At 72.3% G+C, this 19,576-nt stretch carries 15 protein-coding genes; 10 read left to right on the top strand and 5 right to left on the bottom strand.

Annotated features, from left to right (window positions below):
- Positions 1-11: 11 nt before the first annotated feature.
- Positions 12-428 (bottom strand): DUF3515 domain-containing protein, encoded by a 417-nt coding sequence (locus ABD264_RS02770; RefSeq protein ID WP_244944675.1) that lies wholly within the window; start codon positions 426-428, stop codon positions 12-14.
- 346 nt (positions 429-774) lie between these two features.
- Between ABD264_RS02770 and thiL the strand changes: the two genes are divergently transcribed.
- Genes thiL through rsmD form a run of 4 tightly spaced genes read left to right on the top strand, consistent with a single transcriptional unit; the run spans position 775 to position 5,651 of the window.
- Entirely contained in the window at positions 775-1,890 is a 1,116-nt protein-coding gene (thiL, locus tag ABD264_RS02765; RefSeq protein ID WP_295107846.1) for a thiamine-phosphate kinase, read from the top strand.
- Positions 1,880-2,827 carry a DAK2 domain-containing protein gene (locus ABD264_RS02760; RefSeq protein ID WP_295107857.1) on the top strand — a complete coding sequence of 316 codons (948 nt, stop codon included), beginning with the start codon at positions 1,880-1,882 and terminating at the stop codon, positions 2,825-2,827. Before thiL ends, ABD264_RS02760 begins: the two co-directional genes overlap by 11 nt.
- Positions 2,824-5,070, top strand: a complete 2,247-nt coding sequence (locus ABD264_RS02755) for an ATP-dependent DNA helicase RecG (RefSeq protein WP_290500487.1) — start codon at positions 2,824-2,826, stop codon at positions 5,068-5,070. Before ABD264_RS02760 ends, ABD264_RS02755 begins: the two co-directional genes overlap by 4 nt.
- On the top strand, positions 5,067-5,651 hold the full coding sequence (rsmD, locus tag ABD264_RS02750; RefSeq protein WP_145009356.1) for a 16S rRNA (guanine(966)-N(2))-methyltransferase RsmD: 585 nt from the start codon (positions 5,067-5,069) through the stop codon (positions 5,649-5,651). The genes ABD264_RS02755 and rsmD overlap by 4 nt, the downstream gene beginning before the upstream one ends.
- Positions 5,652-5,659: 8 nt before the next feature.
- Here the strand turns inward: rsmD and ABD264_RS02745 are convergent, their stop codons facing one another.
- A complete protein-coding gene (locus tag ABD264_RS02745) occupies positions 5,660-6,838 on the bottom strand; it encodes an aminotransferase class I/II-fold pyridoxal phosphate-dependent enzyme (RefSeq protein WP_145010310.1) in 1,179 nt (392 codons plus the stop codon).
- A 144-nt stretch (positions 6,839-6,982) separates the two neighbouring features.
- On the opposite strand from ABD264_RS02745, the gene coaD reads away from it, so the two are divergent.
- The 5 genes from coaD to mutM all read left to right on the top strand — a co-directional run bounded on the left by coaD (position 6,983) and on the right by mutM (position 10,101).
- Positions 6,983-7,453 (top strand): pantetheine-phosphate adenylyltransferase, encoded by a 471-nt coding sequence (coaD, locus tag ABD264_RS02740; protein WP_144942524.1) that lies wholly within the window; start codon positions 6,983-6,985, stop codon positions 7,451-7,453.
- Between the two features lie 205 nt (positions 7,454-7,658).
- Positions 7,659-8,252: a YceD family protein gene (locus ABD264_RS02735; RefSeq protein WP_344204005.1), complete on the top strand. Its 594-nt coding sequence runs from the start codon at positions 7,659-7,661 to the stop codon at positions 8,250-8,252.
- Between the two features lie 2 nt (positions 8,253-8,254).
- Positions 8,255-8,458, top strand: a complete 204-nt coding sequence (gene rpmF, locus ABD264_RS02730) for a 50S ribosomal protein L32 (RefSeq protein WP_094394193.1) — start codon at positions 8,255-8,257, stop codon at positions 8,456-8,458.
- A 1-nt stretch (position 8,459) separates the two neighbouring features.
- Complete coding sequence (rnc, locus tag ABD264_RS02725) at positions 8,460-9,164, top strand: ribonuclease III (RefSeq protein WP_145009352.1); 705 nt, start codon at positions 8,460-8,462, stop codon at positions 9,162-9,164.
- 7 nt (positions 9,165-9,171) lie between these two features.
- Entirely contained in the window at positions 9,172-10,101 is a 930-nt protein-coding gene (gene mutM / locus ABD264_RS02720; protein ID WP_290500491.1) for a bifunctional DNA-formamidopyrimidine glycosylase/DNA-(apurinic or apyrimidinic site) lyase, read from the top strand.
- 119 nt (positions 10,102-10,220) lie between these two features.
- On the opposite strand, the gene ABD264_RS02715 is transcribed toward mutM, so the two are convergent.
- From ABD264_RS02715 to ABD264_RS02705, 3 genes are read right to left on the bottom strand one after another with little or no spacing between them, the layout of a single operon-like run.
- Positions 10,221-11,549, bottom strand: a complete 1,329-nt coding sequence (locus ABD264_RS02715) for an NAD-dependent epimerase/dehydratase family protein (protein WP_425554276.1) — start codon at positions 11,547-11,549, stop codon at positions 10,221-10,223.
- Positions 11,546-14,275 carry an alpha/beta fold hydrolase gene (locus tag ABD264_RS02710; protein WP_344204000.1) on the bottom strand — a complete coding sequence of 910 codons (2,730 nt, stop codon included), beginning with the start codon at positions 14,273-14,275 and terminating at the stop codon, positions 11,546-11,548. The genes ABD264_RS02715 and ABD264_RS02710 overlap by 4 nt, the downstream gene beginning before the upstream one ends.
- Positions 14,276-14,301: 26 nt before the next feature.
- Positions 14,302-15,327 (bottom strand): 3-oxoacyl-ACP synthase III, encoded by a 1,026-nt coding sequence (locus ABD264_RS02705; protein ID WP_344203998.1) that lies wholly within the window; start codon positions 15,325-15,327, stop codon positions 14,302-14,304.
- A gap of 353 nt (positions 15,328-15,680) precedes the next feature.
- Here ABD264_RS02705 and smc point away from each other — a divergent pair, with 353 nt between their 5' ends.
- On the top strand, positions 15,681-19,328 hold the full coding sequence (smc, locus tag ABD264_RS02700; RefSeq protein WP_344203996.1) for a chromosome segregation protein SMC: 3,648 nt from the start codon (positions 15,681-15,683) through the stop codon (positions 19,326-19,328).
- The last annotated feature ends 248 nt before the right edge of the window (positions 19,329-19,576 follow it).

Below are 19,576 nucleotides of genomic sequence, written 5' to 3'. Positions count from 1 at the left end.
TGAGCGCCGGGTCAGGACTGTCCCTGCTGCTCCAGGGTGTCCTTGACGGAGAGGCACTGGCGGGTCTGGGGAACGCTCTGCACGGCGGACCCGGTGTCCACCAGTGCCGTGGAGGAGGGCACTCGGCTTCCGTCGAAGAGCACCTCCGTGGCGGGGGAGCGCCCGTAGGTCACGGCGCGCCACTGGTCCTTCTGGTCCTCGACCTCGGAGATCAGCCAGTCCACGCCGTTGACGTTGGTGCACGGGTCCGTGGTGGGGCCCGGCTCGTCCACCCCGCAGCGCACGATCATCGCGGAGGGGTCCCCGTACGCGGTGGTCCCCTGGCTGGACGTCTCGCGGCGGTCTAGGTCGCTGACGACGTCAGGCATCGCCAGCATCACCGAGGCGCACTGCGGGTCCGTGGCGTGCGGGGCGCTCTCCACGGTCACGCTCGATCCGCAGCCCGTGAGTGCGAGCGTCCCGGCGACGAGCGCGCCGAGCCCCGCCGTGCGACGTCGTGCCCGCGAGGACGCCGCGCCGCGAGCAGGGTGCCCGGTCGTCCGGGCCGTGCCCGGAAGTCTCTCCCCGAGGGGCCTGGTGCCGCGGAAGCGCCGCGAGGCCGGGAGCCCCGTGTCCTGCGCCTGAACCTGCGCGTCGTCCTGAACATGGGCCCGAACCCCGGCCGATTTCCGGAACGACGGGCGGCGGTGTGGGGAGGGGAGAACCATGGCATCCAGGATAGGCGGTGGAGCGGGCGCGTAATGCGCGTCGGAGGGTGTGGCTAGGGTGAGACGCATGACGCACGAGTCCGTGACACCGCCGGGGGCCACCGTGTCCCAGGTGAGTGAGTCGCAGCTGTTGCGGGCGTTCCTGCCCGTCGCCACCACGCACGGCCCGCACGTGCTCACCGGACCGGGGGACGACTGTGCCGTGGTGGCCACACCCGGTGGCAGAGTGGTCGTCACCACGGACACGCTGACCGCGGGGCAGGACTTCCTGGCGGTGTGGCCCAGCGGAGACCGCACCACGGGCTGGGACCTCGGCCGCAAGTGCGCGGCGCAGAACCTTGCGGACGTGGCGGCCATGGGTGCCACGCCCACCGCGGTCGTCGTCTCCCTCACCCTGCCCGGGGACACCCCGGTGCAGTGGGTCACGGACTTCGCCGACGGTCTCTCCCGCGCGTTCGAGGAGCTTGGTGCCACGGAGTGCGCCCTCGTGGGAGGGGACCTCGGGCGAGGCCGGGAGCTCTCGGTCACCGCCACCGTGCTGGGACGCTGCGAGCTGGCCCCTGTGCTGCGCGGCGGCGCCGGGGGCGGGGGAACGCTCGTGCACACCGGCGTGCTCGGCCACGCCGCCGCGGGGCTCGACGCCCTCCTGACGCCCGTGCCCGGCCGGTGGGACGAGGTGCCCGGGGAGCTGCGCAGGACTCTGAGCGCGGCCCAGTTGCGACCCCGCCCACCGGTGGGCAGCGGGGTCGAGCTCGCCCGTGCCGGGGCCACCGCCATGCTGGACGTCTCGGACGGCCTGCTGCGGGACGCCCGAAGGATCGCCGAGGCCAGCGGGGTGCACATCGACCTCGATCCCACCGCACTGGAGGCCGCTCTGGCGCAGCTGGAGCCGGCGGCGTGGGTCGTGGGCACGGACCCGTGGCAGTGGCTGCTCACCGGCGGTGAGGACCACGGTCTGCTCGCCGTGCTGCCTGTGGATTCCCCTCTGCCCCCGGAGGTCCGTGCGATAGGCTCGTGTGCGCCCGCGGCCCCCGCGCGGGCCCGGTCCGGCAGTTCAGCGCCGGCGGGTTGCGACGCGCGCGGGCAGCATCGCGAGGGCCCGGCCGTCACGATCGCGGGACAGTCCCCGAGGCAGTGGTTCGGGTTCGACGTCGTTGAAGGATGGGATCATTTTGAGCCGTAAGCCCGGATCGTCCACCGAAGAGGTGCGCAGCTGGCTCGACGCCGCCCATCGCGGTCTGTGCGATCACGCGGACGTGCTGGACAACCTCAACGTCTTTCCTGTCGCGGACGCGGACACCGGGGCAAACCTCAGCGTCACCCTGGGCCACGCCGCGCAGGCCGCCCACCTGATCGAGGGCAGGGACGTCGGGGAGCTGCTGCTCTACGCGGGCCAGGCCGCCCTTGAGGAGGCACGGGGCAACTCCGGGATGCTGGCGGCCCTGACGCTCACCGCCATGGGCCACGCCGTGGAGGGCAGCGTGCGGCTGACCGCGGAGCAGCTCAGGGATGCCTTCACGGCGGCCAGGGTCCGCTGCTCCTCCGCCCTCACAGACCCCGTGCCCGGCACCATGCTCTCCGTGCTGCAGGCCGCCGGTGAGGTGCCCCTCCCGGACACGAGCGCCGAGGGCTCGAACCAGCAGCTCGTCGAGTGGCTGGACCTCATGCTGGCCTCGTGCGCTCAGGCGGTCGTGGACACCGTGGAGCAGATCCCCGTGCTCACCGAGCGCGGTACGGTGGACTCCGGTGCCCTCGGCATGCTCGTGATCCTCGCTGCCCTGCGGGCGGAGCTCGGCGGGGACGAGGGTTTCGAGGACCCCGTGACCGCGATCGTGCGCCAGCACGCGCTTCCACTGACGAGCGAACCCCAGGATCAGCTGGAAGGCTGGGAGGTCATGGGCACCATGGACCTGCCCGCCCTGGACGCCGCAGAGCTGCGCCATGAGCTGGACGACGCCGGTGACAGCGTCATCGTCAGCGCCGTGAGCGAGCAGGAGGACGGCTACACGTGGCGCGTCCACGTGCACGTCACGGACCCGGAGACCGCCCTGGAGCTGATGCGACGCCGCGGCAAGGCCCGCAACGTCACGGTCACCTCCCTCGCGGTGGAGCCCCGGTGACCGCCCGCGGGGGTGCCGGTGTCAGCGCCTTCGCCGGGGTCCTCGACCAGCCGCTGACCCGCTACGTCCCCGGCTCCTCGCCGCGCTCCACCGTGGCCCTGCTCGAGAAGGAGCTGGGCATCACCACGGTGGGCCAGCTGCTGGACCACGCCCCGCGGCGCTACATCAGGCGCGGGAAGATCCAGGCCCTCTCGGAGCTCGTGGCGGGGGAGCGGACCTCGTTCGTGGCGCGGGTGGAGAGCTCGAGCACCCGACGGATGCGCAGCGACCCGCGCCGAAGTCTCACGGACGTGGTCGTCTCGGACGACACGGGTGCGAGCCTGAAGATCACGTTCTTCAACGCCTACTCGGCCCAGAAGGACCTTTCCGTGGGCTCACTGGCCCTGTTCACGGGCAAGCCCGAGTTCTACCGCGGCACGCTGTCCATGGCCGGGGCGGACTACGCCCCCGTGGACACGCCCGAGTCACTCGACCGTTCGCCGGACGGCGAGCTGCTGCCCATTCCGGTCTACCCGGAGACGGCCAAGCTCACGACGCCGCGGATCGCGAAGGTGGTCCACCAGGTCCTGCTCACCGCGGACCTCGACTCCCTCGTGGACCCGCTGCCGTCGGAGGTGGTGGTTGTGGAGAAGCTGCCGCCCCCGGGCGACGCCTACCGAGACCTGCACCGGCCCGACTCCGTGGCCGCGTACGAGTCCGCTCAGCGCCGCTTCCGCTTCCAGGAGGCGTTCGTGCTGCAGGCCGAGCTGCGCCGTCGCCGTGCCGAGCACGCCTCGCACCCGGTGGACCCGCGCCCCGTTCTGGCGGACGGCATCCTCGCACGCTTCGACGCCGGTCTGTCGTTCGACCTCACCCGCGGCCAGCGCAAGGTGGGGGAGCAGATCGCGGCAGAGCTCGCGGGCACCGCGCCCATGAACCGCCTGCTGCAGGGTGATGTGGGCTCCGGCAAGACGGTGGTGGCGCTGCGGGCCATGCTGCAGGTGGTGGACAGCGGCGGTCAGGCGGCCATGCTCGCGCCCACCGAGGTGCTCGCCACCCAGCACCACGAGAAGATCACCCGTGCCCTTGGCCCGCTGGCCATGCCGGGCAGGCTGGGCGGGGACGAGCACGCCACCGAGGTCACGCTGCTCACCGGGAGCATGGGCGCCACGGCCCGGCGCAAGGCGCTGCTGGACATCGCGAGCGGTGCCGCCGGGATCGTCGTGGGCACCCACGCCCTGATTCAGGAGGCCGTCCAGTTCGCGGACCTCGGACTGGCCGTGGTGGACGAGCAGCACCGCTTCGGCGTGGAGCAGCGGGATGCCCTGCGGGACAAAGCGGGCCAGAGCCCCCACACCCTCGTGATGACGGCCACCCCCATCCCGCGCACCGTGGCCATGACCGTCTTCGGCGACCTGGACGTCAGCACGCTGCGGGAGCTGCCGGGTGGGCGCCGCCCGATCGAGACCCACGTGGTGGGTCTCGCGGAGCACGGCCCTGCGTGGGAACGCCGGGTCTGGGAGCTCGCCGCTGAGCACGTGGCCAACGGCCGCCAGGTCTACGTGGTGGCGCCGAAGATCGGCGACGACGCCGCGGTGCCGTCATTCACGAGTCTGCGGGAGTCCCTGGAGACCCAGGAGGACGAGCCGGAGGCCGCTACGGTCACGTGGCTCGCCGAGCTGGTTGCGGCGCGGCCGGAGTTGCGCGGTGCTTGCGTGCGGGTGCTGCACGGACGCCAGGAGACCCAGGACAAGGCCCGGACCATGGCGCAGTTCGCGGAGGGGGACGTGGACGTGCTCGTCTCCACCACCGTGGTGGAGGTCGGGGTGGACGTCCCGAACGCCACCCTGATGGTCGTGGTGGACCCGGAGCGCTTCGGGATCTCCCAGCTGCATCAGCTACGCGGGCGGATCGGGCGCGGGGAGCACGCGAGCACGTGCCTGCTCGTGACCCGCGTGGCACCGGACCACCCGTCCCGCGCGCGCCTGGACGCCGTGGCCGCGACCACGGACGGCTTCGAGCTCGCCGAGGTGGACCTGCGGCTGCGCCGGGAGGGCGACATCCTGGGTGCCTCCCAGTCCGGTGGCCGCTCCGGCTTGCGCTGGGTGGGGGTGCTGCGCGACGAGGCCCTGGTGGCCCGCGCCCGCACCGCCGCCGAGGCCGTGGTGGCCGAGGACCCGCAGCTCACCAACCACCCGCACCTGCGCGAGGCGATCGCCCGCGTGCTGGACGAGGACCGAGAAGCATTCCTGGAGCGAGGATGACACGCATCATTGCCGGCCGTGCCGGTGGCCAGCGCCTGAAGTCCGTACCGGGCTCCGCGACCCGACCGACCACGGACCGGGTCAAGGAGTCCCTGTTCGCGCGCCTGGACGCGTGGGGCATGTGCGACGGCGCCCGCGTCCTGGACCTCTTCGCGGGCTCGGGGGCCCTCGGGCTCGAGGCTGCGAGCCGCGGGGCGGCGACCGTGACGCTCGTGGAGCGCGCGGGACCCGCCGCGCGGGTGTGCCGTGAGAACGCGGCGACCCTGGCGGCGTCGTGCCCGGACACCCACATCACCACGGTGCAGTCCTCAGTGGGCGGCTACCTGGGGCGCGCCCCGTTCCACCGCTGGGACCTCGTGCTCGTGGACCCGCCCTACCCCCTGGAGAACGACGAGCTGGTCCGCACCCTGTCCCTGCTCAGGGGCAGGCTCGGCCCGGGCGGCGTCGTCGTGGTGGAGCGCTCGGCACGTACCGAGGAGCCGGTGTGGCCGGCCGGGCTGCAGCGCTTCGAAGTCAGCAACCACGGCGAGACGCGGCTGTGGTACCTCGAGGCGGAGGACGACGCCGCGGCGGCTGAGTAGGCCCCGCCTCAGACGGTGGCCACCAGTCCCGCCATCGCACCGCGCAGCACGTCCGTGCGCTTGCAGAAGGCCAGGCGCAGCCAGTCCGAGTAGAGCCCGCGGTTGCCCGGGCCCACGAACGCGGACACGGGGATGCCCACCACGCCCACCGTCTCGGCCCAGTGGTGCGCGAGGCCCTCGGCGTCCTGCACCCCGGCCAGCGGGTAGAGGTCGCTGACGTCCGCGACGGCGAAGAACGTGCCTGCTGGCATCGGCGGGTTCAGCCCGGCGGCGTGCAGACCGGAAACCAGCACGTCCCGGCGCTCGCGGTAGTCCTCGAGCAGCCGCTCGTAGAACCCGGCGGGTGAGGTCAGCACGGACGCCACGGCGTGCTGCAGGGGCGCGGCGGCGCTGTGGGAGAGGTAGGTCTTCACGGCCGTCACCCCGCGCACGAGGTCCCGCGGGCCGCTGACCCAGCCCACGCGCCAGCCCGTGGCGGAGAACGTCTTGCCCGCCGAAGACACCGTGAGGGTGCGACCCGCAGCTCCCGGGAGTTGGGCAATGGGCTCGTGCGGCCCGTTGTAGCGCAGGTGCTCGTAGACCTCGTCGGTCAGGATGACGGCGTCGAACTCGGTGGCGAGCTCCACGAGCTGCTGCTTGAACTCCCGGGAGGCCACCGTGCCGGTGGGGTTGTGGGGGTCGTTGAGGACCACCGCGCGGGTGCGCGGGGAGAAGGCTGCGCGGACGTCGTCCGGGTCCGGTACGAAGGTCGGCGGCAGCAGCGGAACGGGGACTGTGGTGGCCCCGGCGAACTCGACCACGGCACCGTAGAGGTCGTAGTGGGGCTCGAAGACGACCACCTCGTCCCCGGGCTGCAGCAAAGCCAGCAGGGCGGCGGTCATCCCCTCGGTGGCGCCGGCGCACACGGTCACCTGGCCGTCCGGGTCCAGGTCGAGTCCGTAGTGCTCGCGCTGGTGCGTGGCCACCGCCTCCCGCAGCGCGGGGACGCCCACGATCGGAGCGTACTGGTGGTGGCCGGCGTGCAGAGCGTCCACCGCGGCGGCCACCATCTCGGCCGGCGGGTCAAAGTCCGGGAAGCCCTGGCCCAGGTTCGCCGAACCCGTGCGGCGGGCCAGCGCGGTCATCTCCTCAAAGATCGTGGAGCGCAGCTGGCCGGAGGGATCCAGCAGGCCGCCGCCGGCAGCCATGCGCTGCCACGGTGCGGGGCGGCGGGGGTCCTCACCCGAGGAGCTCGCGGCGTTCGGTCGGTTCTGTGCGGTGCCGGTCATGGACCCAGTGTAGGAACCATCGGGGACACACCCGCATCGCCGGGCCACGGCTAGGGTGGTGCCATGAAACGCGCCATCTGCCCGGGGTCCTTCGATCCGCTGCACCTGGGACACTGCTCGGTAATCCGCCGTGCCGCCCGCCTCTTCGACGAGGTGGTCGTGGCGGTGTCCACCAACCCGCACAAGACCCACCGGTTCACGGAGCAGGAGAGGATCGCGCTGGTCCGCGAGGTCTTCGCGGACGAACCCGGCGTGGTGGTGGAGCCCCTGGAGTCCGGTCTGATCGCCGACTACGCGCAGCGACGGGAGGCCGTGGCCCTCGTCAAGGGGCTGCGCAACGGCGCGGACTACGACTACGAGCTGCCCATGGCCACCATGAACCGCTCGCTCACCGGCGTCGAGACGGTGTTCCTGCCGGGGGAACCCTCGCTGCTGCACGTGTCCTCCTCACTCGTGATGGAGGTCGCGGCACTCGGCGGAGACGTCTCCTCGTTCGTGCCGCCCCAGGTGCTGCACGCGATTCGCACCCGCTGAGTGCGCACCCGCCGGCCCTCGGACTGGCGGGCAACGACGCCGCGCGCCGCGGCCTCCCGTCTCGTCGGATCGCGGGGACCTACGAAGGCGATGCTCGACGGGAACGTGGACGGCGACGTCGTCGTCCACGGGGAGGCGCGATGTGAACAGGGGCCCACCGCGTGCTAAGATGGTCTGTCGGCCAGTGTCGTACGCCAGGAGTTTCGTGAATCACCGCAACAGTTCATCCCTCGCATTCGGTGTCAGGGAGCTCGAACACCGCCCGGGGACCATGGAAACCCTGGACGTCGAGGTCCCCGCACCGAAGGATTTCGGGACGGCGCTCATCGGTTCCCCCGAGGGCGCGCCCATGGATCTGCAGCTGCGGCTGGAATCCGTCCACGACGGTATTCTGGTCAGCGGAACCGTGATCGTCAGTGTTCACGGGGAGTGCAGCAGGTGCCTCGACCCCATTGACTACGAACTACCGGTCGACGTGCAAGAGCTTTTCGTCTTCGAACCGTCCCCCAAGGGTGACGAGAACGTCGAGGACGAGCAAGTGTATGAGGTGACGGACGAGGAGATCGACCTCGAACCGATGCTTCGGGACGCAGTGATCACTCAGCTGCCGTTCCAACCGGTGTGCCGGGCCGACTGCCCGGGCCTGTGCGCCCAGTGCGGCGCACTGCTCGAGAACGACCCGGACCACCACCACGACGTGACGGATCCCCGCTGGTCCGCCCTGCAGGGGCTGCTGACCAAGCCGGATCAGGATGCCGACACGTCGGAGCCGACAACCGACACGAGAGAAGAGAGATAGCCGTGGCTGTTCCCAAGCGGAAAATGTCCCGTGCGAATACGCGGATGCGTCGTTCGCAGTGGAAGGCGCAAGCCCCCCAGCTGGTGAAGACCGTCGAGAACGGCAAGGTCAGCTACAGCCTGCCGCACCAGGCCAAGCTGGTCTCCGATTCCGCCGGCACCCCCTTGTTCTACGAGTACAAGGGTCGCAAGGTCGCTGACGCGTAACGTGGCAACGTTGCCGGATTCCGGCGAACTGCTTGAGCGTCTCGGTGTCGATATCGACACCGAGACGCTTCGCATTGCGCTGACGCACCGTTCCTACGCCTACGAGCACACCGGGGAGTTGCACAACGAGCGCCTGGAGTTCCTGGGCGACGCCGTCCTGCAGCTCGCCGTGACGGACGAGATCTACCACCGCTACCCGGACTGGGACGAGGGGCGGCTCGCCAAGCTGCGGGCCTCCGTGGTCTCGGCCCGGGCGCTGGCCGGTGTGGCCCGCACCCTCGGTCTGGGCCCGCACATCCGCCTGGGCAAGGGAGAGATCCGCACCCACGGCAGCGAGAAGGCGTCCATCCTCGCGGACACCACGGAGGCCGTGATCGGAGCCGTGTACGAGTCCCAGGGGCCCGTTCCCGCGCGCGACCTCGTGCTGCGCATGATGGTCCCGCTGCTGGAGGACACCCGCGTGCTGCACGAGGGCAAAGACTGGAAGACCCAGATCGTCGAGCTGGTCGCCCAGCACGGCCTGGGCACCGTCCGCTACGAGGTCAAGGGCACCGGCCCGGACCACGAGCGCCACTTCACCGCCGACGCCGTGGTGAACGGCGAGGTGCTCGGCCACGGCGAGGGCACCTCCAAGAAGGCCGCCGAGCGCGCCGCCGCTGCCGCCGCGTGCGAGACGATCGCCGCCCGCTTCCCCTCGAAGAGCTGAGGCTTCCGTGCCCGAGCTGCCCGAGGTGGAGGTGGTGCGCCGCGGCGTCGAGCGGTGGATCGTGGGTCGGACGATCGACTCCGTGCAGGTTTTCGACGCGCGGTCACTGCGCCGCTACACGGCAGGCGTGCTGGACTTCCAGGAGAGCCTGACCGGGCTCACGGTGGACGCCGCGCAGCGCCGCGGGAAGTTCCTGTGGCTGCCCGTGCGCGCCCCCTCCGAAGCCGAGCCCTCCCGCGCGCTGCTCGTGCACCTGGGGATGAGCGGGCAGCTGCTCGTCGCCTCCGCGGATCAGCCGGCCCCGCGCCACGAACGGATCAGGCTGGGACTCTCACCCGCTGTGGCCTCAGACGGTTCTCCGCTGCCCGAGCAGGCACGGTTCGTGGACCAGCGGATCTTCGGCGGGATGCTCCTGGACCCGCTCGTCCCCAGCGCTGATGGCCAGGGCACCATCCCGGAGCACGCCTTCCACATCGCCCGTGATCCGCTGGACCCGCTCTTTGACGTCGACGCGTTCCACGCCGCCCTGCGACGACGCCGCACGGGGTTGAAGCGCGCCCTGCTGGACCAGGGGCTCATCTCCGGGATCGGCAACATCTACGCGGACGAGGCACTGTGGGCTGCCCGGCTGCACTGGGCTGCACCCACGGAGACCATGACCGCACCGCGCACGCGGGAACTCGTGGAAGCCTGCCAGCAGGTCATGCGTCGTGCCCTGGACGCGGGCGGCACGAGCTTCGACTCGCTGTACGTCAACGTGAACGGCGAGTCGGGCTACTTCGCCCGGTCCCTGAACGCCTACGGCCGTGCGGGGGAGCCGTGCCACCGCTGCGAGGAGGCCGGCCTCGACGGCGTCATCGTGCGCGAGAAGTTCGCGAACCGGTCCTCGTACCGCTGCTCGCGGTGCCAGCGGAAGCCGCGGCGGGCGCGGCCGTAGAAGCTGGTCAGTAGACGGTCTTCGTCGTGGTGACAGACACGCCGGAACAAGAGAACGGCGGGCGGCCCCGGAAGGGGACCGCCCGCCGTCGTCGTCTCCGCAGCCAGGAGACGGGGAACCTACCGGTCCCGCACGCTCTGCAGGTCCGTGGTCACGCCGCTGTCCTTGGCCTCCGAGGCCACAGAGGAGTCCTCCGCGCGGGCGCGCTGGTCGTCAGCCACTTCCTCCACGCGGTCCAGGGACGTGGAGCCGGTGTCCCTGCTGGGGCGCGGGTGGTCCTTGTAGTACGCCGCGAGCCGCGCAAAGCCCTCGTCCAGGCTCACGGACGGCGTCCAGTCGAGCAGCTCGCGCGTCTCGCGCTGGTCGAACCAGTGCGCGGTCGACATCTGCTCGGCGAGGAACTCGGTCATGGGCGGCTCGTCGTCCCCGCCACGGAACCTCGCGGGGATGTGCGGCCAGACCTTCTCGATCATGCGGCCCGCGAAGCGCGCCACGCCGCCCGGGATCGACCGCGTGGGAGCGGGGACGTCCGCGGCGGCGCACATGCGGGCCACGAGCTCGCCCACGGGGCGCGGTTCGCCATTGGTGACCACGAGCGCGCGGCCGTGCACGGCGTCGATCCGCTCGAGCGCGCGCACGATGGCCTCGGACGCGTTGTCGATGTAGGTGGTGTCGATCATCGCGGCGCCGTGGTCCAGGTCCGGCATGCGCCCGGCGGCCGCGCGGTCCACCACGCGCTCCACGAGCTGCGTGTCCCCGGGACCCCACACGATGTGCGGGCGCACCGCGGCGACCTTCAGCTCGCGCTGGCCGTCCATGCTCAGGGCCAGCAGCTCGGCGGCGGCCTTGGAGCGGGCGTAGTTGCCGCGGGCCTTCTCCGGGTTGGCGGGCTCCGCACCGGCGCCTTCAATGGAGACGCCCTCGTGCGCCACGGACGGGGAGGACACGAACACCACGTTGTGCACGCCGGCATTTTGCGCCTGGCACAGCAGCACGCGCGTGCCGGTCACGTTCACGCGCACGAACTCGGACCACTCGCCGGTGAAGGACACCTTGGCCGCCAGGTGGATGACGTCGTCCACGCCGTCGAGCGCGCGGGCCACGTCCTCGGGTTCGGTCACCGAGCCCAGCACCTCGTCCACGCCCTCGCGTTCAGCCACGGCTGCGTGGCCACGCTGGAACACTCGCACCTTCCAGCCGCGCGCGAGCAGGACGCGGGCGACGTCGCCGCCGAGCATCCCGGACGCACCCGTCACAAGAGCGGTGCGCCCGGTGCCGTCCAGGGTGCCCTTCGTGGCGGTGGCGCCGCCGCGCTCGGGGTCCGCGAACTGGACGGAACCCGTCACTCGGTCCGCGCTGGCCGGGGTGGACTCCGTGCGAGTCGGCTCCGGGTCGGCGGGACGGGGGTCAGCGGCGCGGTGGCGGCCGCGGGTCTGGTCGTCGCTCACAGGTCACTCAGCTTTCCGGTGGACAGGGCGCGCTCGGCCCAGCCACTCAACGCGGTCCGGTCGATCTTGGAGTTGTGGCGGATGTCGGTGGGCTGCTCGGGAATGACCAGCACCGCGCTCACGGGCAGCCCGGTGGCGAAGTCCACGGTGGCCCGCACGCGCTCGCTCAGCTCAGCGGGGGCGAGGTGCGGCTTCTCGGCGCGGGGCTCCGTTTCGATCACGGCCACGGCGGACTGCGAGCCCACGGGCCCGACGCCGACCACGGCGACGCGGCCCACACCGGGCACGGTCTGCGCGGCGTGCTCGGCGGCCACGGAGGAGACGGGGCCCTGTGCCATGGTGATCACGTGCGCGAGCCGACCCTCGTACCAGAGCCGCTCCCGGGCGTCGAAGTGCCCGACGTCCCCGGTGCGGTGCCAGCCCGGGGTCAGGTCCGACTCCCGCTCGGTGATCCACAGCCGGTCGTAGTGGTCCTTGGCGTGCGGGGCGCGCGCCACAATCTCGCCGGTCACACCGGGCGTGGTGACGATCTCCTCCGACACGGAACCGTCCACCGTCAGCGGCAGGACGCCGAGATCGGCGCCCTCCACGGGGGTCCCGATGCACACGCCACGTCCTGCGCCGTCGACGCCGCTCTGCGCATCCTCGCGGGCCGCCCGGATCACGTCCAGGCTGACGTCCGTGAGCGGCAAAGCCTCAGTCATCCCGTACGGGGTGTGCAGCTCGGCGGCGGGCATCAGCTCCTGCAGCCGCGCGAGCAGCTGCTCGGGGATGGGAGCCCCCGCGGAGAGCATGAGGCCCACGCGCGCCAGGGCGTCCCGCTCGGCGGGGGAGAGCTGGTCAGCGGTGGCCAGCACGTTCTCGATCGCCGCCGGGGACGCGAACACGGCGGTCGCTCGAATGGCCATGGTGGCCTCCGCCAGGGCCTGTGCCGTGAGGGTCTTGGGGCTCGTGACGTCCATGTCCGGGGTCACGGACGCCGCACCCAGCGCGGGGCCCAGCAGGGCGAACGGCGCGAAGCCGGCCACCAGACCGGTTCCGGCGCGCAGCCCGTAGGTGTCCCGGATGGTGTCCCGCATCCCGGCCATCTGGCGGTGGGTGTAGACCACGCCCTTGGCCGGGCCGGTGGAGCCGGAGGTGAAGAGCACGGCGGCCTCGGCGTCCGGGTCCACGGCGGGGATCTCGGCGGGGTCCACGCTCGTCACTGAGTCCATGAGCTCCGCCACCGTGTGCTCCACGCCGAGCAGCTTCTTGGAGACGGGGTCCAGGGAGTCCGCGGCGATCCGCCGTCCCGGCCACCCGAGGGCACGGGCACCCACGAGTGCCTTGCGGATGCCCACGAACCACTGCGGGGAGGAGCCCTTCAGTGCGCGGGTGAGCCCCTTGCGCCCGAGCCCCTGGTCCGCGACCACGATCACGGCGCCGATGCGCAGGCACGCGTAGATCAGCGTGGTGAGCATGGAGCCCGGGGGAACCATGAGGTTCACACGGTCGCCCGGGCGTACGCCGGTGCGCAGCAGGGCCACGGCGAGCCGGTCCACGGAGGCGGACAGCTGCGCCCACGTGACGCTGCGCTCGATGTTCAGCTCGGGCGCGGAGCCGTCCACGGTCCCGGTCACCGGGCCCATGTCCACCACGGCTGGGGTGTCGTCGTTGCGGCGGGCTTCCAGCTCCGCGAAGAAGGGGACGAACGCGGCCCGGCCACGGGCGCGGCGGTCACGGTGGGACTCGACCACGGGGTCGACGCCGCCGAAGCGCTCGTCCAGCCAGGTCAGAATCGCTGTGGAGATGTCCCGTGCCTCGGGCACCAGGTGCTTGGCGCCCTCGTAGCGGTGGACGTCCGCGTGGGGCGCGCGGTGCATGAGGTCCTCGAGGTAGCGCTGCTGGAACACCGGGTCCCCGGTGCCCCACAGCAGCAGGGTGGGGACCTCGCGGGCGCTCATCCGACCCGCGATCCGCTCGTACGCCGCGTGGGACGGGTGCTCCGGTGGTGCGGGGATGTCGGCGACGAAGTGCGCGATGCCCTCGCGGCGCTCACGGGTCGTGTAGGGCGCCTTGTACGCCTTCCTGACGTCCTTGGACGGCGCGGGATCGCACAGGGCGAGCGTGGTGTCCAGGAACGCGGTGGAACCAGTGGTCACGGGCCCGTGCACGGCCTTGTTCAGGGCCAGTCGCAGCGCGGAGGGGATCGGCTCGGCGTCGTCGTGGTGCACGGCGGTGTTGGTCATGACGGTCGCGGCGTGGATCTCGGGGTGCTCCTGGGCCCAGCCCTGCGAGATCAGACCGCCCCAGTCGTGCGCGAGGGTGACCACGGGCAGCCCGGCGGTGTCGAGGCCGATCTCCCGGGTGAGGTCGCCGAGGTCCGTCACTCGGTCCTCGAGGCGGCGGAAGAGCCCGGTGCGCTCGGAGAAGCCCATGTCCAGCTGGTCCACGGCCACCACGCGCCAGGGCCGCTCGGTCTCGGTGGCGGCCCGGACGACGTCGCGCCACAGGTAGGACCATGTGGGGTTGCCGTGCACGGCGAGGACGACGCCCTGGGGCGTGCGCCCGGCGGCGGAGAGGGCCTGTCCGTTGTCGAGCAGGTGCCAGCGGCGCTTGCGGCCAGGCACCGGCTCCACCGGGGCGGTGGAGGCCACGGTGACCACACGGGACCACGCGGGGTCCACACCGGGGAGGGGAGTCTCCGTGAACGGCAGCCGGGCGGCGTCGTCGGGGCAGGAGGTCATGCGTGCGGCTCCGTTCTCTGGGGCGCTCACCAGGCGATTTCCATGAGGGTCGTGTTCAGGCCCGAGCCCACTCCCAGGCACAGCACCCGGGCACCGGGCTCCAGTCGCTCGGCCTCGAGGGCGAGCGTCATGGGCAGGGCGGCGGCAGCCACGTTGCCCCAGTAGGGGAAGGTCAGGGGGACCCGCTCGGGGTCCAGACCCATGTCCGCGATGAGCTTGTTCGTGTGCGAGTTGGAGACCTGGTGGGTGACGTAGGAGTCCATGTCCCGCCAGTCCCAGCCGTCCTTCTCGGCGTCCAGCCAGGCCTCCACGACGAGGCCCACGCCGTGGTTGAGCAACCCGGTGGCGTCCGTGAACATGCCGTCCCCGCCTCCGATGCACAGCCGGCTGAACTCGGTACCGGCCCGGGTGACGGAGCCGACGATCCGGTGCCCGTCCGGGTGGCGGTCCGCGAGGCCCACCACGGCCGCGGCCGCACCGCAGCCGAGGGTGAGGGTCGCGAACTCCTGGACCACCTGGTCGCGGGTGATGCCGTCCTGGCTCAGCCGGGCGAGTGCCGCCTCGTGCCATGGGGAGGGATCCTCTCCGGCGACCACCAGGGCGTATTCGATCGCACCGGCGTCGATCATGGACGAGGCCACGGTGAGGGCGTTGACGAAGCCCAGGCACGCGTTGGTCATGTCGAAGTTCAGGGCCGAGCTGGGCAGTCCCAGTCGCTCGTGGATGCCCACGGCCACCGCGGGCTCGTAGTTGTCGCGTGTGACCGACGCGTTGATGAACAGCCCGATCTGCTCCGGTCGGATCCCGGCCTGCTGCAGCGCGGCCTCCCCGGCCTCCGTGGCGCCGTCCGTGAAGTGCCGACCGGGGGCCCACCCGCGGCGCTCCTTGATGCCAGCGAGCCGCTCCAGCAGCCCCTTGGGCATCCGCAGGCGCTTGAAGGTGTGCTCCAACTCCTCATCGAACCGGGTGGACGGGATGACCACGTCCGCCTCCGTCTTGGTCACGGACAGGATGGCGGCGTTGCGGTTTGTGATGGTGGAGTTACCGGTCAATGTGGCGCTTTCGATCAGACGCCACCCGTACGGTCAAGGAATCGGTCGCGACGAGCCTCGGCGCTCGGGTGAACAAGCGGGTAGGACCGGCCCAGTCTAACGGCCGATTCTGACAGGTTTCTCCGCCCGCGCGAGGCGTTGGCCCAGTTGCGGATGAACGCCCAGGCCACGCGGACCGTGGCCACCCGGGGAAGTGGCTGGAGCGGGCAGGCACGGGCGACGTCGCCGGGCCCGGGTCCGCGGGTGGCGCCGGGTAGACTCGCTTCCACCCCCGCAGCGCGCGCTCCGCGTGGGCCCGGCGCCCCCTGCCGCCCGCCTGAGCGTCCACCAGCTCGACACAGGAGACCCCCGGCGTGCACTTGAAGACACTCACCGTGCGTGGTTTCAAGTCCTTCGCCTCCGCCACCACCTTCGACTTCGAGCCCGGGGTCACCGCCGTGGTGGGGCCCAACGGCTCGGGCAAGTCCAACGTGGTGGACGCCCTCGCCTGGGTGATGGGCGAGCAGGGCGCCAAGTCGCTGCGCGGCGGGAAGATGGAGGACGTCATCTTCGCGGGCACCACCGGCCGTGCCGCCCTGGGGCGCGCACACGTCTCACTGACCATCGACAACGCGGACGGTGCACTGCCGATCGAGTACTCCGAGGTCACGATCTCCCGCACGCTCTTCCGCTCGGGCGGCTCCGAGTACGCGATCAACGGTCGCTCGTGCCGGCTGCTGGACATCCAGGAGCTGCTCTCGGACTCCGGGCTGGGCCGTGAGATGCACGTGATCGTGGGACAGGGGCAGCTGGACCGGATCCTGCAGGCCACGCCCGAGGACCGCCGCGGCTTCATCGAGGAGGCCTCGGGGATCCTCAAGCACCGGCGCCGCAAGGAGAAGACCCTGCGCAAGCTCGAGTCCGTGCAGGCGAACCTGGACCGGCTCGAGGACCTCACCGGGGAGATCCAGCGTCAGCTGACCCCGCTCGGGCGGCAGGCCCGCACCGCGCGCAAGGCGCAGCGGATCCAGTACGACGTGCGGGACGCCCGCGCCCGCCTGCTCGCCGACGACCTCGTGGCCGCCCGCGCGGGAATGGACACGGACCAGGGGGCGAGCACGGAGGCCCGGCGTCGCAGGGACGAGCTGGAGAAGTCCGCCGCCGCGCTCGCGGAGCGGCTGCAGGAGACCGAGACCCGGGCTGCGCAGACCGCCCCCGCGCTGAACGCCGCGCGCACCAGCTGGTACGAGCTGAGCACCGTGCGGGACCGCTTCCGGGCGCTGTCCGCGCTCGCGGGGGAGCGGCGTCGGCTGCTCGGCAGCGCGGAGGAGCCCGCTCCCCAGGGGCGGGACGCGGGCGCCCTCGAGGAGCAGGCCGCGCGCACGCTCGCCGAGGCCGAGCGGCTCGCGGAACGGGTCGCGGAGGCCCAGCAGACCCTGGACCGCGAGCACGCGGCAAAGGAGTCCGCGGAGGACGCGGCCCGCGCAGCCGAGGCCCACTCCGCAGAGCTCGTGCGGCGTGCCGCGGACCGGCGGGCGGGCCAGGCCCGGCTCGCGGCGGCGGCCACGGCCGCGCGCTCAGGGCTCACGGCGGCCGAGGCGGACGTGGAGCGCGTCCGTACCGAGATCACGGACGTCGTCGCTCGCGCCGAGAGGGCCCGGTTGGAGACCTCATCCCTCGCGGAGGCGGCGGAGACCACGGCCGCCCGGGCCCAGCAGGCGGGCGACCGGGCCCGGGAGGCAGAGGAGGCCGCCGAGGCCGCCCAGCGCGAGAGCCGCGCCGCGGAGTCCCGCAGGCAGGCCGCCGCGAGCGAGCTGAAGACCAACACCGTGCGTCTGGAGACGCTGCGCCAGTCCGTGCGCCAGCCGGACGGTTCCGCCTCCGTGGCGGACGTGGTCCCCGTCCTGGGTGAGGTGCCGCGGGCCGTGCGCGTGACCCCCGGGTGGGAGCGCGCCGTTGCCGCGGCCCTCGGGCCGTGGTCGGAGGCGCTCGCCGTCTCCTCGCACACCGCGGCGGCGCGCGTCTTCGCGCAGCTCACGGAGACGGGGCAGGGCCGGGTGCACCTTGTGGTCTCAGGAGGGGACGACGACGCCCGGGACCCGGCCGTGGCCCGGCTCACCCTTCCGGAGGGCTGCGTGGGCGCCGCCGAGGTCGTGCGCGCGGGGGAGACCGGCGGGGACGCCGCCCGGGTGCTCGCGGCGGTGCGCGCCGAACTGGCGACCACCGTCCTCGCCCCTGATGCGGAGACGGCTGTGCGGGTGCTGGAACTCGCGCGCTCGCGGGACGAGAGCACGGCCAACGCGGTGCGCGTTGCCACGAGCGACGGCAGCGTGTACTCCCGGCACCGGGCGCAGGGCGGTGCGGCGGAGGCTGCGGGACCGCTGGAGCTCTACGCGCTGATCGAACAGGCGGAGTCCCGCACCGCCGAGCTGCGGGACGCTGCCGAGCAGGCCGCCCGTGAGGCCGAACGCGCGGAGGCGCGGCGCGCGCGAGCCGTCGCCGCGGCGCGGGAGGCCGGGCAGGAGTCCACTCGGTCCCAGAAGGAGGCCGCTGCAGCAGGAGCGGCGCTGAGCAGGGCAGAGGCCACGGCGTCGTCGGCGGACTCGGAGCTGAAGCGCCGCCAGGACGTGCTCGCCACGGCCGAGCAGCGGCTGTCCCAGCGCGACGACGAGCTGCGCCGCGCCGTGGAGCGCGCCGACTCCGCGGAGACCGGGGACGAGGAGGACCTCGAGCGCGAGCAGCTCGCGGCCGCCGCTGCGAAAAACCGTGCCGACGCCACGGCGCGGGCGGCGCGGGAGGCGGAGACCGAGGCCCGGCTGTCGCTGCGCGGGCTCGAGGAGCAGCAGCGCCACGCGGCCTCCCGGGCGGAGGCGCAAGCCAGGGCCGCCCGCTCCGAGCGGGCCGCACAGGCCGAGGCCGCCCGCCGCGCGGAACGCCGCCGGGTGCAGGCCCGGGTCGCGTTCGCCGTCGCCACAGCTGCGGAGCACCTGAGGGCGCGAGCGGAGGAGGCGACCCGTGAGGCCGCCGCCGAGCGGGACGAGATCGAGACCCGGCGCGCCGGACTCGACGAGGCCGCCCAGCGGCTGCGCGCGGAACGCGACGAGGTCACGAAGGACCTGGCCCAGATCACGGAGCAGCTGCACCGCGCGGAGCTGAACCTCGCCCAGCGGCGCGCTCGGCTCGAGGGGCTGGAGACCACCGCGCTCGAGGAGCTCGGGCTGACCCCGGACTTCCTGGTGGACCACTACGGGCCGCACCTGCCCGTCCCGGACGCGGACTCCGTGCTGGAGCAGGCCCAGAGGGCCGAGGAGGACGCCCCGCGGCAGCTCGAGCTGCCGAAGATGACCGACCCCGGCGCGCCGTTCCGCAGGGAGGAGCAAGAGGTCCGGCTGCAGCGCGCGCAGAAGCAGCTCAAGGCGCTCGGCAAGGTCAACCCGCTCGCGCTCGAGGAGTTCGCGGCGCTGGAGGAGCGGCACACGTTCCTGGTCACCCAGCTGGAGGACGTCAAGAACTCCCGCACGGACCTGCGCAACATCATCCGGGACGTGGACCGGCACGTGGAAGAGGTGTTCACGCAGGCCTACCGGGACACCGCCGAGCAGTTCGTCTCCGTGTTCGCCACCCTGTTCCCGGGCGGCGAGGGGCGGCTGCGGCTCACGGATCCCGACGACATGCTCAACTCCGGCGTGGAGGTCGAGGCCCGTCCCGCCGGGAAGAAGATCAAGCGGCTCTCGCTGCTCTCCGGCGGCGAGCGCTCCCTGACCGCCATCGCCCTGCTGGTGGCCATCTTCAAGGCCCGCCCGTCCCCGTTCTACGTGATGGACGAGGTCGAGGCCGCACTGGACGACCGCAACCTGGGGCGGCTGCTCTCCATCTTCGAGCAGCTCAAGGAGAGCTCGCAGCTGATCATCGTGACCCACCAGAAGCGCACGATGGAGATCGCGGACGCCCTCTACGGGGTGTCCATGCGCGGCGACGGCGTGAGCCTGGTGGTGGGCCAGCAGCTCTCGCAGTTGCGCTAGTCACAAACCGCTGACGGCGACGCACGGTCGCGCTGCCGGCCCGTGTCGGCCTCCGGCGGGCGAGTCCTCCTGTGATCCCGAGCCCCTGATACGGACGACGGCGTCAGCACCAATGGCCGCGTGAAGCTCAGTGCCCGTGTCATCCTTCCGTGCTCGCACACGGGGATCGTGCTCGTGCAGGGCCTTCTCGATCGCCGTCGGGACAGAAGCGGAGTCAGCCGTGGACGACCACTTGTCACTGCGCGTGG

It is taken from the genome of Kocuria salsicia (genome assembly GCF_039532055.1).
In the GTDB taxonomy this organism is placed as follows: Bacteria; Actinomycetota; Actinomycetes; order Actinomycetales; family Micrococcaceae; genus Kocuria; species Kocuria salsicia.
This window is presented reverse-complemented; position numbering and strand designations above follow the sequence as displayed.

Excerpts from the sequence above, each read along its gene's own strand:
- ABD264_RS02745 (WP_145010310.1), bottom strand. The coding sequence starts at position 6,838 with ATGGCTGCCGGCGGCGGCCTGCTGGATCCCTCCGGCCAGCTGCGCTCC.
- thiL (WP_295107846.1), top strand. The coding sequence starts at position 775 with ATGACGCACGAGTCCGTGACACCGCCGGGGGCCACCGTGTCCCAGGTG.
- coaD (WP_144942524.1), top strand. The coding sequence starts at position 6,983 with ATGAAACGCGCCATCTGCCCGGGGTCCTTCGATCCGCTGCACCTGGGA.
- rsmD (WP_145009356.1), top strand. The coding sequence starts at position 5,067 with ATGACACGCATCATTGCCGGCCGTGCCGGTGGCCAGCGCCTGAAGTCC.
- ABD264_RS02710 (WP_344204000.1), bottom strand. The coding sequence starts at position 14,275 with ATGACCTCCTGCCCCGACGACGCCGCCCGGCTGCCGTTCACGGAGACT.